Raw genomic sequence first — 12,861 nt, forward strand, 5'->3', positions numbered from 1 at the left:
ACTATCCCCGCCACCGCATTCAGCAACGTCGGCACGACAAACCCGGCACCGCCCGCCCCTGCGCTGACGCTCTCAATCCAGTGATGAACCACCGGCACGCCGTGGGTGAGAATTCCGCCACCCACCAGGAACATCGCCGCCGTGCCGATCACCGACAGGCTTTTCATCATGTACGGAGCAGCACGCAGGATCCCGCCGCCGATGCTCTTGGCCATCTGTCCAGGCTTCTGAGTCAGCCACAAGCCGAGGTCGTCGAGTTTGACGATGCCAGCCACCAGGCCATACACGCCGATGGTCATGACGATGGCAATGCCCGAGAGGACGATGACTTGCTGGGTCAGCGGAGCATCTGCCACGGTGCCGAGAGTGATGGCGATGATTTCCGCCGAAAGAATGAAGTCAGTGCGGATGGCGCCTTTGATCTTGTCCTGCTCGAACGCCACCAGATCGACCGCCGGATCAGCCACGGCCTCGACCAGCTCTGCATGCTCGGCCTGGTCTTCAGCCTTGCTGTGCAGGAATTTATGGGCCAGTTTTTCGAAACCTTCAAAACACAGGTACGCGCCACCGATCATCAACAACGGTGTGACCAGCCAGGGAATGAACGCGCTGATGGCCAACGCCGAGGGCACCAAAATCAGCTTGTTGAGAAACGACCCTTTGGCCACCGCCCACACCACCGGGATTTCCCGCTCGGCACGCACACCGGAAACCTGTTGGGCATTGAGCGCCAGATCGTCGCCGAGCACGCCGGCAGTCTTCTTGGCGGCCATTTTGGTCATCAACGCCACATCGTCGAGTACCGCGGCAATGTCGTCGATCAGCAACAGCAAACTGCTTCCTGCCATGAATCAGGTTTCCTTCTTGAATGAATGCCGCGCAGCATAGCGCGGCCAGGGACCGCACGGGGCATTCTTGAGCGCCGCGCGAGGCCGGTGCTACCATGCGCAACCGCCAGAACAGGCAAGGAACCCCCTGGTTTATGAGCACTATCCGCGAGCGCAACAAAGAACTGATCCTGCGTGCCGCCAGTGAAGAATTTGCCGACAAGGGCTTCGCTGCGACCAAAACCAGTGACATCGCAGCCAAGGCGGGATTGCCCAAGCCCAACGTCTACTACTACTTCAAATCCAAGGAAAACCTCTACCGCGAGGTCCTGGAAAGCATCATCGAACCAATTCTGCAGGCCTCGACACCGTTCAACGCCGACGGCGTGCCCAGTGAAGTGCTGAGCGGCTACATCCGCTCGAAAATCCGCATCTCCCGCGACCTGCCCTTCGCCTCCAAGGTGTTCGCCAGCGAAATCATGCACGGCGCCCCGCACCTGAGTGCCGATCTGGTTGAACGGCTCAACGGCCAGGCCAAGCACAACATCGACTGCATCCAGACCTGGATCGACCGCGGCCAGATTGCCCCGATCGACCCCAACCACCTGATGTTCAGCATCTGGGCCGCGACCCAGACCTATGCCGACTTCGACTGGCAGATTTCCGCGGTGACCGGAAAGGCCAAGCTCGATGAGGCCGACTATGAAGCGGCGGCGCAGACGATTATCCGGTTGGTGCTTAAAGGGTGTGAGCCTGATCGATAGACCGCGGCGCCCCCATCGCCAGCAGGCTGGCTCCCACAGTGGATCTCTGACACTCAGATAATCCACCTGTGGGAGCCAGCCTGCTGGCGATGGGGACGACTCGGTTTTTGGATCAAACCCAAATCGCATCCCACAGCGGATAGTCGCCAAGCCGCTCGACCAACCCGGTCCGCAACGGGTTAGCCACAACATACCGGGCAACCTTTACCAAGTCCTCTTCACGACGCAGCGCTCGATCATGAAAACCTCGCTGCCAAAGACTGGCCCTACGGCCGCCAGACAGATTCACTGCCTTGCTACTCAACGACTTGGTCCTTTGCATCAGTCCGCACAGCGACCCCCGCTGCAATTCGATCAGCCAATGAAAATGATCCGGCATGACGACCCAGGCCAGTGAGTTTGCATAACCTTGGTCCTGCGCAGCGCGAAATTGCGAGACGACTAATCTGCCCAAGGTGAAGTCCTTGAAAACAGGTTCTCGGTCGAGTGTGTTTGTCGTTAAGAGATAGATGCGGTTTTGCTCGGCACAGCGGCCGATGCGCAGACGGTTTGAAGCTGGTAAATCCGGCATTCCATTGCCCTTTTCCTAATGAAATCAAAAAGAGCCTAGTCTTGTGATGACTAAAAGGCGGGGGCAGACTTTTGGCAGGATGTGTCTGGTAGAGCACCATCGCCAGCAGGCTGGCTCCCACAGTGGATCTCTGACACTCAGATAATTCACCTGTGGGAGCCAGCCTGCTGGCGATAGCGGTAGATCAATCACCCATTAATCAAGCAGTCACCCCAGCATCCGCCGTCAACCCCAGCGCCTCAATCGCGTTGATCGCACATTGCTCATCAACATCGGAAAGATCACCGCTGATACCAACAGCCCCCAGCACATTCCCGTCCTGATCCCGAATCAATACACCGCCCGGTGCCGGCACAACGCTGCCCTGCCCCAGACTGTTCAAAGCGGCGATAAACGCCGGTCGTTGTTGTGCGTCCAGCGCCAGCAGGCGTGAGCCTTTGCCCAGGGCGATGGCGCCCCAGGCTTTGCCGATGGCGATCTGCGGGCGCAGCAGGCTGGCGCCGTCTTCACGTTGCAGGGTGACCAAGTGCCCACCCGCATCCAGTACTGCGATGGTCAATGGAGCCGCCGAGATTGCACGCCCTGCGGAGATAGCCTGATTGGTCAGGTTGACTGCGACTTTCAAGGTTAAAGCGCTCATGGTGCCGTCCTCATTTTGTTATAGGGAAAGCTGCTGGACTGCGTTTTGTTCAGAAGTCCGATGCAACAAATAGAACACAATGAGTTATTTTTTTGTATACAATAATTTTCGAAAAGCGCCACATGCGACGAAAAGCCACAGTAGATTAGGCTTCCGACGAATGAAACGGCCGCTTGAGAAAATGGATTGACCTGCGCCGTCCGCCGTGAATACACTCTGCGCAAAGCCACTTGTATACAATTACAAAACGTAAGAGGCACAAAACCATGAGCAAAATGAGAGCAATCGAAGCCGCCGTTCTGGTGATGCGCCGCGAAGGGGTTGATACCGCTTTTGGCATCCCCGGCGCCGCGATCAACCCGCTGTACTCCGCCTTGCAGAAGGTCGGTGGCATCGATCACGTCCTTGCTCGCCACGTTGAAGGCGCCTCGCACATGGCCGAGGGCTACACCCGCACCAAGGCCGGCAACATCGGCGTGTGCATCGGCACTTCCGGCCCGGCCGGTACCGACATGGTCACCGGGCTCTACAGCGCCTCGGCCGACTCGATCCCGATTCTTTGCATTACCGGCCAGGCACCCCGCGCCCGTATGCACAAGGAAGACTTCCAGGCTGTCGACATCACCTCGATCGTCAAGCCAGTGACCAAGTGGGCAACCACCGTCATGGAACCGGGCCAGGTGCCTTACGCGTTCCAGAAAGCCTTCTACGAAATGCGCTCCGGCCGTCCAGGCCCGGTGCTGATCGATCTGCCGTTCGACGTGCAGATGGCTGAAATCGAATTCGACATCGACGCCTACGAACCACTGCCGCTGGCCAAGCCAACCGCTAACCGCGTGCAAATCGAGAAGGCGCTGGCCATGCTCGATCAGGCCGAGCGTCCGTTGCTGGTGGCCGGTGGTGGCATCATCAATGCCGACGCCAGCGAGTTGCTGGTGGAATTCGCCGAGCTGACCGGTATTCCGGTGGTCCCGACCCTGATGGGCTGGGGCACCATTCCGGACGATCACCCGTTGATGGTCGGCATGGTCGGTCTGCAAACCTCGCACCGCTACGGCAACGCCACGATGCTCAAATCCGACCTGGTGCTGGGTGTCGGTAACCGTTGGGCCAACCGTCACACCGGTTCGATCGACGTTTACACCGAAGGCCGCAAGTTCATTCACGTTGACATCGAACCGACCCAGATCGGCCGCGTGTTCACCCCGGACCTGGGCATCGTTTCCGACGCCGCTGCCGCGTTGACCGTGTTCATCGAAGTCGCTCGCGAATGGCAAGCCGCCGGCAAGCTGAAAAACCGCAGTGCCTGGCTGCAAGACTGCCAGCAGCGCAAATCCAGCCTGCAGCGCAAGACTCACTTCGACAACGTGCCGGTCAAGCCGCAACGCGTTTACGAAGAAATGAACCAGGTGTTCGGCAAAGACACGTGCTACGTCAGCACCATCGGTCTGTCGCAGATTGCCGGCGCGCAGTTCCTGCACGTCTACAAACCGCGTCACTGGATCAACTGCGGTCAGGCAGGTCCTCTGGGCTGGACCATTCCGGCAGCGCTGGGCGTGGTCAAGGCTGATCCGACCCGTAAAGTTGTGGCGCTGTCGGGCGACTATGACTTCCAGTTCATGATCGAAGAATTGGCGGTGGGCGCGCAGTTCAAGCTGCCGTACATCCACGTGGTAGTGAACAACTCGTACCTGGGGCTGATTCGTCAGGCTCAGCGCGGTTTCGACATGGACTACTGCGTGCAGCTGTCCTTCGACAACCTGAACGCTCCGGAACTCAACGGTTACGGTGTCGACCACGTTGCGGTCGCCGAAGGCCTGGGCTGCAAGGCGCTGCGTGTGTTCGAACCGAGCCAGATCCAGCCTGCCCTGCGCAGGGCTCAGGAGCTGATCGAAGAGTTCAAGGTGCCGGTCATCGTCGAGATTATTCTGGAGCGTGTGACCAACATTTCCATGGGCACCGAGATCAACGCCGTCAACGAATTCGAAGACCTGGCGCTGGTCGGCAACGACGCGCCAACCGCGATTTCGTTGCTGGATTGATTTGGCTTTTAGCTCCCTCTCCCCTCCGGGGAGAGGGCTGGGGTGAGGGGCAGTTTTGTGCCGTTCGCAGGATCTGGATCACACTCTTGATCCACCCCTCACCCTAACCCTCTCCCCCTGGAGAGGGGACTGATCGCGTTTAGCCGGGCCATCTGTATTTAATCTGCACGAGGAGACCACCATGCCGCGTTTCGCAGCCAACCTGTCCATGCTGTTCACCGAGCAGGATTTTCTTGCCCGTTTTGAAGCTGCCGCCAAGGCCGGCTTCAGTGGTGTCGAATACCTGTTCCCTTACGATTTCAGCTCCGCCGAGATCAAAGCCAAGCTCGATGCCAATGGCTTGACCCAAGTGCTGTTCAACCTGCCGGCCGGTGACTGGGCCAAGGGCGAGCGCGGTATCGCGTGCCTGCCGGATCGGGTTGAAGAGTTCCGTGCCGGTGTCGACCTGGCCATCGCTTACGCGCAAGTGCTGGGCAATACCCAGGTCAACTGCCTGGCCGGTATTCGTCCACAAGGCATCGACGATGCCACCGTGGAAAAAACCTTCGTCGCCAACCTCAAGTACGCCGCCGACAAGCTGCAAGCGGCGGGCATCAAACTGGTGATGGAAGCGATCAACACCCGCGACATCCCGGGTTTCTACCTGAACAACACCGCGCAAGCCCTGTCGATTCGCGAACAGGTCGGCAGCGCCAACCTGTTCCTGCAATACGACATCTACCACATGCAAATCATGGAGGGCGACCTGGCCCGCACCATGGCCGCGCACCTGGGCGAGATCAACCACATCCAGTTGGCCGATAACCCTGGGCGCAACGAACCGGGCACCGGTGAAATCAACTACCGCTTCCTGTTCGAACACCTGGACCGCATCGGTTATCAGGGTTGGGTTGGCTGCGAATACAAGCCGCTGACTACCACTGAAGCAGGTCTGGGCTGGTTGAAAACCCATAACGCAATCTGAAATTGAAGTGGCCCTTGTGGCGAGGGGATTTATCCCCGTTCGGCTGCGCAGCAGTCGTAAAACCTGGGGCCGCTTCGCTGCCCAACGGGGATAAATCCCCTCGCCACAAAAGCTCACCGACTCAGGGTCGGGAGCAACACAAAAACAAGAGGAATTTCTCATGGCTAAAATCGGATTTATCGGCACCGGCATCATGGGCCACCCAATGGCGTTGAACCTGCAGAAAGCCGGTCACAGCCTGTTCCTGTCGGCGCACCACGACCCTGCACCTGCTGACCTGATTGCCGGTGGCGCCGTCGCCCTGGCCAACCCGAAAGAAGTCGCGCAAGAAGCCGAATTCATCATCGTCATGGTGCCGGATACCCCACAGGTCGAAGACGTGCTGTTCCGCACCGACGGTATTGCGGCCGGTGTTGGCAAAGGCAAAGTCGTGATCGACATGAGCTCGATCTCGCCAACCGCCACCAAAGCCTTCGCTGCCAAAATCAACGAAAAAGGCGCTCAGTACCTCGACGCGCCAGTGTCCGGCGGTGAAGTCGGCGCCAAGGCCGCGACCCTGAGCATCATGGTCGGCGGCGATGCCGATGCCTTCGAACGCGTTCTGCCACTGTTCCAGGCGATGGGCAAGAACATCACCCTGGTCGGCGGCAACGGCGACGGTCAAACCGCGAAAGTGGCGAACCAGATCATCGTGGCGCTGAACATCCAGGCCGTGGCTGAAGCCCTGCTGTTCGCTTCGAAAAACGGTGCCGATCCAGCCAAGGTCCGTGAAGCACTGATGGGCGGTTTCGCATCCTCGAAGATCCTCGAAGTGCACGGCGAGCGCATGATCAAAGGCACTTTCGATCCAGGCTTCCGCATCAGCCTGCACCAGAAGGACCTGAACCTGGCCCTGGCCGGCGCACGCGAGCTGGGCATCAACCTGCCGAATACCGCCAACACCCAGCAAGTGTTCAGCACCTGCGCGGCCATCGGCGGCAGCAACTGGGACCACTCGGCGCTGATCAAGGGCCTGGAACACATGGCGAATTTCTCGATTCGCGATAAGTAAGCAGCCCCGCACAAAACCTTGTGGGAGCGGGCTTGCTCGCGAAAGCGGTGTGTCAGTCAACATCTCTGTTGAATGTGAAGCCGCCTTCGCGAGCAAGCCCGCTCCCACAAGGAACCGAGTCGCCCTCCAAATAACAAGAAATCCGGGAGCCCGCCATGTCGGTCAATCCGCAACAATTGCTGCGCGAGCTGTTTGCCACAGCCATCGACGCGGCCCATCCGCAGCAAGTCCTCGAAGCCCATTTGCCCAAAGACCGCAGCGGTCGGGTGATCGTCATCGGCGCCGGCAAAGCCGCCGCGGCCATGGCCCAAGTGGTGGAGCGTTGCTGGCAGGGTGAAGTATCAGGTTTAGTGGTGACGCGTTACGGTCACGGCGCCCCGTGTGAAAAAATCGAAGTGGTTGAAGCCGCTCACCCGGTACCTGACGCTGCCGGTCTGGAGGTCGCCAAACGCGTGTTGGAACTGGTCAGCAATCTGACCGAAGACGACCGCGTGATCTTCCTGCTCTCGGGCGGTGGCTCTGCCCTGCTGGCGTTGCCCGCGGCCGGCATCACCCTGGCCGACAAGCAGTCGATCAACAAAGCCCTGCTCAAATCCGGCGCCACCATCGGCGAGATGAACTGCGTGCGCAAGCACCTCTCGGCGATCAAGGGCGGCCGTCTCGGCAAAGCCTGCTGGCCTGCCACTGTTTATACCTATGCGATTTCCGATGTACCGGGCGACCTCGCCACGGTCATCGCCTCCGGCCCCACCGTGGCCGACCCGAGCACCTCCGCCGAAGCGCTGGCGATCCTCAAGCGCTACGCCATCGAAGTCCCGATCTCGGTGCGCAACTGGCTGCAAAGCCCAGAATCGGAGACGGTCAAACCCGGCGACCTGAGCCTGGCGCGCAGTCATTTCCAACTGATCGCTCGTCCACAACAGTCGCTTGAAGCCGCTGCGGTGAAAGCACGTCAGGCCGGTTTCAGTCCGCTGATCCTCGGCGACCTGGAAGGCGAATCCCGCGAAGTGGCCAAGGTTCACGCCGGTATCGCCCGTCAGGTCGTGCTGCACGGTCAGCCACTGGCGGCGCCCTGCGTAATCCTCTCGGGCGGTGAAACCACCGTCACCGTACGCGGCAATGGCCGTGGCGGACGCAATGCCGAGTTCCTGCTGAGCCTGACCGACAGCCTCAAGGGCCTGCCCGGCGTCTACGCGCTGGCCGGCGACACCGACGGCATCGACGGCTCCGAAGACAACGCCGGCGCAATCATGACCCCGGACAGCTACGCCCGCGCCGCCGCCCTCGGTCTGAGCGCCAGCGACGAGTTGGACAACAACAATGGCTACGGATATTTCGAGGCGCTGGACGCGCTGATCGTCACTGAGCCGACCCGCACCAACGTCAACGACTTCCGTGCCATCCTGATTCTCGAGAGCCCTAAAAATGACGCCTGACAAGAAGGTTAAAATCCTCGCCACCCTCGGTCCTGCCACTAACGGGATCGACGACATCCGTGAGCTGGTGCAGGCCGGGGTCAACATCTTTCGCCTGAACTTCAGCCATGGCGATCACGCCGACCACGCTCAGCGCTATCAGTGGATTCGTGAAGTCGAGCGCCAGCTGAATTATCCCTTGGGCATTCTGATGGACCTGCAAGGCCCGAAACTGCGGGTCGGCAAGTTCGCCGAGGGCAAGGTGCAACTGCATCGCGGTCAGGCCTTGCGCCTGGACCTTGACCCGACGCCGGGCGATGAGCGCCGGGTCAACCTGCCTCACCCGGAAATCATCGCCGCACTCGAGCCGGGCATGGACCTGCTGCTGGACGACGGCAAGCTGCGTCTGCGCGTGGTCACCAAGTACTCCGACGCCATCGACACCACCGTGCTCAATGGCGGCGAGCTGTCGGACCGCAAAGGTGTGAACGTGCCGCAAGCGGTGCTCGACCTGAGCCCGCTGACCGCCAAGGACCGTCGTGATTTGAGCTTCGGTCTGGAGCTGGGTGTGGACTGGGTCGCGCTGTCGTTTGTGCAGCGTCCGGAAGACATCCGCGAGGCCCGCGAACTGATCGGCGACAAAGCGTTTTTGATGGCCAAGATCGAGAAGCCATCGGCCGTGACGCAACTGCGCGAGATCGCTGAATTGAGCGACGCGATCATGGTTGCTCGCGGTGACCTGGGCGTGGAAGTGCCGGCCGAAAGCGTGCCGCAGATTCAGAAAAACATCATCACCATTTGCCGTCAGCTCGGCAAACCGGTGGTGGTGGCGACCCAGATGCTGGAGTCGATGCGCTTCTCCCCGGCCCCTACCCGCGCCGAGGTGACCGATGTTGCCAACGCCGTGGCCGAAGGTGCGGATGCGGTGATGTTGTCGGCGGAAACTGCCTCTGGCGAGTACCCGCTGGAAGCTGTGCAGATGATGAGCAAGATCATTCGTCAGGTGGAAAATGGTCCGGACTATCAGGCGCAACTGGACGTGAGCCGGCCGAAGGCTGAGGCGACTGTTTCTGATGCGATCAGCTGCGCGATTCGTCGCATCAGCAATGTGCTGCCGGTGGCGGTGCTGGTGAATTACAGCGAGTCCGGCACCTCGAGTTTGCGTGCGGCGCGGGAACGGCCGACGGTGCCGATCCTCAACCTGACACCGAACCTGCAAACCGCTCGCCGATTGACGGTGGCGTGGGGCGTGCACTCGGTGGTCAATGACCGCCTGCGTCAGGTGGATGAAGTGTGCTCGACGGCGCTGGAGATTGCCCAGGCGCAGGGCATGGCCAAGCGTGGCGACACGTTATTGATCACGGCGGGTGTGCCGTTTGGGCAGCCGGGGTCGACTAACTCCTTGCGTATCGAGACGTTGATTTAGCGCCTGCACCGGCCTCTTCGCGAGCAAGTCGAATCGTCGCACCGCCGCTCCCACATTTAATCTGTGATCGACACAAAACTAATGTGGGAGCGGGCTTGCTCGCGAAACAGGCAACTCGGTCCCCCTGACACACCACAGACTTCATCATGCCTGCCAACCACTTCAACACCCACTGCCCCGACTGGGCGACTGCCCTGCTCAACGGTTTCAGTCAGATCTTTCTCCAGCGTCATCCGCTGTGCGGTCTGCTGTGCCTGTTGGCCATTCTTTTCACCGCGCCTGCCCTGCTCGGCGGTGCACTGCTGGGCGGTGTCGCCGGGTTACTCACCGCGCAACGACGCGGCTACGCCAAGGCCGATCGACAGGCCGGGCTCTTCAGTTACAACGGTGTCTTACTCGGCTTACTGCTGAGCCTCTACTTCCCCTGGTCAGCGATGTTGCCGCCGCTGATCATTGCCGCGGGCGGCCTGAGCGCGATGTTCACTCAACAGTGGCTCAAACGCGTCCGGGTCAGCCAATTCTTACCTGCCTATACGGCGCCCTTCGTGGGGCTGGGCTGGTTGCTGCTGTGCTTCGCCACGCCCTCGACAAATCCACACTTGATCGAAATCAACACACTGAACATGCTCGCCGCACCACTGAAAGGCCTCGGCCAGGTGATGTTCCTCGGTCATCCGCTGGCCGGCGGGCTGATTGCCGTGGGATTGCTGATCGCTGATCGCCGCGCATTCTGCTGGGCGTTGTTGGCGTCAGTCGCGGGCATGGGCTGGAGCATGCTGCATCACGACTTCTATACCGCATTGATCGGCCTCGGTGGCTATAACGCCGTACTCGCCGCCCTCACCTTCAGCTCGCAGCGCCAGAAGCCTTGGCTGCCGCTCATCGGTATTGCATCAGCGCTGTTGCTGACGCCGGTGTTTGCCGCCATCGGTCTGCCAACGCTGACCGCGCCGTTCATTCTCTCCTGCTGGCTGATCCGTACGATTGTTCAAATGCTCGGCAAGACCACTGTCGCCCGTACGCCTTGCACTCTGGAGGAGAATCAACCTAGGCTGCGCTGATCATTGGTTCAGGCGGTATCCATGGACAGCAGCAAAAACTGGCGTGAAGAGCTTTACGTCATGGTTTTCCAGAGCGACACCAAGGCCGGTCGGCGCTTCGACGGCATCCTGCTATTGATCATCCTCGCCAGCATTGTGATCGTGATGCTCGACAGCATCGACGCGGTTCACCAGAACTACGCCAACGTACTGGCGTACATCGAGTGGGGCTTCACCGTCATCTTCGCCATCGAATACGGCCTGCGGCTGTACTGCTCACCCAAGCCGTTGCGCTATGCGTTCAGCTTTTATGGACTGGTGGATTTGCTGGCGATCGTGCCCGGCATTCTTGCTCTGTATTACGCCGATGCGCAGTACCTGCTGATTATCCGGATCATTCGGATGCTGCGGATCTTCCGCGTACTCAAGCTCAGCCCGTACCTCAAGCAAGCCAACTATCTGATGTCCGCATTGCGCGGCAGCAAGCAGAAGATCGTGGTGTTTCTGCTCAGCGTCTGCACCTTGGTGACGGTCTTTGGCACCTTGATGTACGTGATCGAAGGCCCGGAGCACGGCTTTACCAGCATTCCCAAAGGGATCTATTGGGCTATCGTCACGCTGACCACCGTGGGCTTCGGCGACATCGTGCCGAAGACGCCGCTGGGTCAGGTGATTTCATCCTTGGTGATGATCACCGGTTACTCGATCATCGCCGTGCCGACGGGAATTTTCACCGCCGAACTGGCCAACGCGATGCGCGGCGAACAACTGCAACATGACTGCCCGGTGTGCAAGAAAAACAGCCACGAACATGGGGCGGCTTTCTGCTCACGGTGCGGTAATCAGCTATTCAAGAAAATGGAATAAGCAAAGTGCTTTTTAATCTTTAAAGGACTATGCGAGCCCCGTTATAGTCGCGGGCAAATTGCCTCTTTTAAATAAAAACTTTATGAACACTCTTTTTAAAACAAGGACTGCGCAGTGAAAAAACTCTTTGGCGCCTCACTTCTGGCCGCTGGCCTGGCTCTGGCCAGCGTGGCTCAGGCCGCACCGACCCTGCTTAACGTTTCCTACGACGTGATGCGCGATTTCTACAAGGACTACAACACTGCCTTCCAGAAACACTGGCAAGCCGAGCACAACGAAAACATCACCCTGCAGATGTCCTTCGGCGGCTCCAGCAAACAGGCGCGTTCGGTGATCGATGGCCTGCCGGCTGACGTCATCACCATGAACATGGCCACCGACATCAACGCCCTGGCGGACAACGGCAAACTGGTCCCGGATAACTGGGTCACCCGCCTGCCGAACAACAGTGCGCCGTTCACCTCGGCGACCGTGTTCATCGTCCGCAAAGGCAACCCGAAAGCCCTGAAAGACTGGCCCGACCTGCTCAAGGACGGCGTGCAGGTGATCGTGCCAAACCCGAAAACATCGGGTAACGGCCGCTACACCTACCTCTCGGCCTGGGGTTATGTGCTGAAAAACGGTGGTGACGAAAGCAAAGCCAAAGACTTCGTCGGCAAGCTGTTCAAACAAGCGCCGGTGCTGGATACCGGTGGCCGCGCAGCCACCACAACCTTCATGACCAACCAGATTGGTGATGTGCTGGTGACCTTCGAAAACGAAGCGGAGATGATTGCCCGTGAGTTTGGTCGTGATCAGTTCGAAGTCATTTACCCAAGCGTCTCCGCCGAAGCCGAGCCGCCAGTGTCGGTGGTCGACAAAACCGTCGATAAGAAAGGCACTCGCGCTGCTGCCGAGGAATACCTGAAGTACCTGTGGTCGCCGGAAGGTCAGGAGATTGCGGCGGCGAACTACCTGCGTCCGCGTGATCCGGCGGTGCTGGCCAAGTACACCGATCGTTTCCCGAAAGTGGATTTCCTGTCGGTAGAGAAGACCTTTGGTGACTGGCGAACTGTGCAGAAGACCCACTTCAATGATGGTGGGATCTTTGATCAGATTTACAGCGGTCAGTAACTCCTGAGCCCAATGAAAAAGGCGACCTGAGAAGGTCGCCTTTTTTGTGCCCGAACATCATGTTCGCTGAAGATCCCCTGTGGGAGCGGGCTTGCTCGCGAAAGGAGTGTGACAGTCAACATAGATGTTGAATGTTATGGC

The 12,861-nt window shown here is 59.5% G+C and carries 12 protein-coding genes; 9 read left to right on the plus strand and 3 right to left on the minus strand.

Translation table 11 applies throughout. From position 1 onward, the window contains the following. Positions 1-848, minus strand: an 848-nt coding sequence (locus KGB23_RS14320; protein ID WP_223431571.1) for a DUF808 domain-containing protein, incomplete at its 3' end; no start/stop codon positions are given. A gap of 134 nt (positions 849-982) precedes the next feature. On the opposite strand from KGB23_RS14320, the gene KGB23_RS14325 reads away from it, so the two are divergent. Then, a complete protein-coding gene (locus KGB23_RS14325) occupies positions 983-1,591 on the plus strand; it encodes a TetR/AcrR family transcriptional regulator (RefSeq protein WP_046054318.1) in 609 nt (202 codons plus the stop codon). A 112-nt stretch (positions 1,592-1,703) separates the two neighbouring features. On the opposite strand, the gene KGB23_RS14330 is transcribed toward KGB23_RS14325, so the two are convergent. Together KGB23_RS14330 and KGB23_RS14335 are read right to left on the minus strand one after the other, a co-directional pair. Continuing rightward, on the minus strand, positions 1,704-2,162 hold the full coding sequence (locus KGB23_RS14330; RefSeq protein ID WP_223431572.1) for an REP-associated tyrosine transposase: 459 nt from the start codon (positions 2,160-2,162) through the stop codon (positions 1,704-1,706). Between the two features lie 199 nt (positions 2,163-2,361). Further along, the gene (locus KGB23_RS14335; protein WP_223431573.1) at positions 2,362-2,802 is read right to left on the minus strand and encodes a GlcG/HbpS family heme-binding protein; all 441 of its coding nucleotides are present in this window, start codon (positions 2,800-2,802) and stop codon (positions 2,362-2,364) included. Between the two features lie 266 nt (positions 2,803-3,068). On the opposite strand from KGB23_RS14335, the gene gcl reads away from it, so the two are divergent. The 8 genes from gcl to KGB23_RS14375 all read left to right on the plus strand — a co-directional run bounded on the left by gcl (position 3,069) and on the right by KGB23_RS14375 (position 12,720). Then, positions 3,069-4,844: a glyoxylate carboligase gene (gcl, locus tag KGB23_RS14340; RefSeq protein WP_008145572.1), complete on the plus strand. Its 1,776-nt coding sequence runs from the start codon at positions 3,069-3,071 to the stop codon at positions 4,842-4,844. Positions 4,845-5,025: 181 nt separating this feature from the next. After that, the gene (gene hyi, locus KGB23_RS14345; RefSeq protein ID WP_223431574.1) at positions 5,026-5,808 is read left to right on the plus strand and encodes a hydroxypyruvate isomerase; all 783 of its coding nucleotides are present in this window, start codon (positions 5,026-5,028) and stop codon (positions 5,806-5,808) included. A gap of 160 nt (positions 5,809-5,968) precedes the next feature. Continuing rightward, complete coding sequence (locus KGB23_RS14350; RefSeq protein WP_223431575.1) at positions 5,969-6,859, plus strand: 2-hydroxy-3-oxopropionate reductase; 891 nt, start codon at positions 5,969-5,971, stop codon at positions 6,857-6,859. Between the two features lie 155 nt (positions 6,860-7,014). Next, positions 7,015-8,295, plus strand: a complete 1,281-nt coding sequence (locus tag KGB23_RS14355; RefSeq protein WP_223431576.1) for a glycerate kinase — start codon at positions 7,015-7,017, stop codon at positions 8,293-8,295. Next, complete coding sequence (pyk, locus tag KGB23_RS14360) at positions 8,285-9,700, plus strand: pyruvate kinase (protein ID WP_223431577.1); 1,416 nt, start codon at positions 8,285-8,287, stop codon at positions 9,698-9,700. The genes KGB23_RS14355 and pyk overlap by 11 nt, the downstream gene beginning before the upstream one ends. 146 nt (positions 9,701-9,846) lie before the next feature. Continuing rightward, complete coding sequence (locus KGB23_RS14365; protein ID WP_223431578.1) at positions 9,847-10,761, plus strand: urea transporter; 915 nt, start codon at positions 9,847-9,849, stop codon at positions 10,759-10,761. A 21-nt stretch (positions 10,762-10,782) separates the two neighbouring features. Further along, the gene (locus KGB23_RS14370) at positions 10,783-11,607 is read left to right on the plus strand and encodes an ion transporter (protein WP_223431579.1); all 825 of its coding nucleotides are present in this window, start codon (positions 10,783-10,785) and stop codon (positions 11,605-11,607) included. 114 nt (positions 11,608-11,721) lie between these two features. Next, positions 11,722-12,720 carry a sulfate ABC transporter substrate-binding protein gene (locus KGB23_RS14375; protein ID WP_223431580.1) on the plus strand — a complete coding sequence of 333 codons (999 nt, stop codon included), beginning with the start codon at positions 11,722-11,724 and terminating at the stop codon, positions 12,718-12,720. Positions 12,721-12,861 lie beyond the last annotated feature (141 nt).

It is taken from the genome of Pseudomonas sp. GL-B-26, assembly GCF_019947405.1.
Lineage (GTDB): Bacteria > Pseudomonadota > Gammaproteobacteria > Pseudomonadales > Pseudomonadaceae > Aquipseudomonas.

Coding starts and splice junctions, on each gene's coding strand:
- KGB23_RS14325 (WP_046054318.1), top strand. CDS start 983: ATGAGCACTATCCGCGAGCGCAACAAAGAACTGATCCTGCGTGCCGCC.
- KGB23_RS14330 (WP_223431572.1), bottom strand. CDS start 2,162: ATGCCGGATTTACCAGCTTCAAACCGTCTGCGCATCGGCCGCTGTGCC.
- KGB23_RS14335 (WP_223431573.1), bottom strand. CDS start 2,802: ATGAGCGCTTTAACCTTGAAAGTCGCAGTCAACCTGACCAATCAGGCT.
- gcl (WP_008145572.1), top strand. CDS start 3,069: ATGAGCAAAATGAGAGCAATCGAAGCCGCCGTTCTGGTGATGCGCCGC.
- hyi (WP_223431574.1), top strand. CDS start 5,026: ATGCCGCGTTTCGCAGCCAACCTGTCCATGCTGTTCACCGAGCAGGAT.
- KGB23_RS14350 (WP_223431575.1), top strand. CDS start 5,969: ATGGCTAAAATCGGATTTATCGGCACCGGCATCATGGGCCACCCAATG.
- KGB23_RS14355 (WP_223431576.1), top strand. CDS start 7,015: ATGTCGGTCAATCCGCAACAATTGCTGCGCGAGCTGTTTGCCACAGCC.
- pyk (WP_223431577.1), top strand. CDS start 8,285: ATGACGCCTGACAAGAAGGTTAAAATCCTCGCCACCCTCGGTCCTGCC.
- KGB23_RS14365 (WP_223431578.1), top strand. CDS start 9,847: ATGCCTGCCAACCACTTCAACACCCACTGCCCCGACTGGGCGACTGCC.
- KGB23_RS14370 (WP_223431579.1), top strand. CDS start 10,783: ATGGACAGCAGCAAAAACTGGCGTGAAGAGCTTTACGTCATGGTTTTC.